We start from the raw sequence: 880 nt of genomic DNA, 5'->3' as shown, positions 1-880 counted from the left end.
GACTTTGACAAAGTGACAATGTCAGGAACGATCTTAGCAGCTTCAAAACTGAAGAATTGTCCTGTGCGGCCCACACCTGCCTGGATGTCATCGAGGATCATCAGGATCCCATGTTTCGCGGTGAGGTCACGCAGCCTTTGCAGCCATTTAAAGCTTGCAGGATTGATGCCCCCTTCCCCTTGAACCGCTTCCAAAATCACCGCGGCAGGTTTGTCGAGACCGCTGCTCGCGTCGTTCAGCAGCTTTTCGAAGTAATCGAGCGTGTCAACGGAAGCGCCGAGATACCCATCGTAGGGCAAAAATGTCACGTGCGCGACGGGGTAACCCGCAGCACTCCGGTACTTCTTGTTTCCAGTCGCAGCCAACGATCCCGCGCTAACGCCATGGAACGCATTGGTAAATGCGACGATATTCGCCCTGCCGGTTACTAGGCGCGCCAGCTTCAGGGCCGCCTCGACCGCGTTCGTGCCTGTGGGACCCGTGAACTGCAATTTGTAAGTCAGACCACGCGGCTTCAGAATATACTGCTCAAAGGCTTCGATAAATGCCTTCTTCGCACTCGTGGCAAGGTCAAGCCCATGCACGATGCCGTCGCGCTCGATGTAATCCAGCAACGGCTTCTTGAAGGCGGGGTTGTTATGGCCGTAATTAAGGGCGCCTGCCCCGGCGAAAAAATCAAGATATTCACGACCATCTGCACCTATGAGGGTAGTACCAACCGCACGATCGAAGAGGATTGGAAAGGACCGGATGTAGCCACGCACCTCAGACTCGAGGCGCTCGAAAATTCCGATGCTTGCGTCACTCGAAGGTGAAAACTTCTTGCTCATAGTGGCAATCCTTGTTCATAGAGGCGATCTATTGCGAATTGGCAACCTGC

1 protein-coding gene is annotated in these 880 nt (G+C 54.2%); it reads right to left on the bottom strand.

What is annotated here, in order from left to right; translation table 11 throughout:
- A partial coding sequence (locus NKH95_RS33370) for a diaminobutyrate--2-oxoglutarate transaminase (RefSeq protein WP_352894623.1) occupies nucleotides 1-830 on the bottom strand: 830 nt, incomplete at its 3' end.
- Between the last annotated feature and the right edge of the window lie 50 nt (nucleotides 831-880).

Source organism: Mesorhizobium sp. M0848, from assembly GCF_040319805.1.
GTDB lineage: Bacteria > Pseudomonadota > Alphaproteobacteria > Rhizobiales > Rhizobiaceae > Mesorhizobium.
The sequence above is the reverse complement of the archived record's forward strand: the minus strand, read 5'-3'. Positions and strand labels throughout refer to the sequence as shown.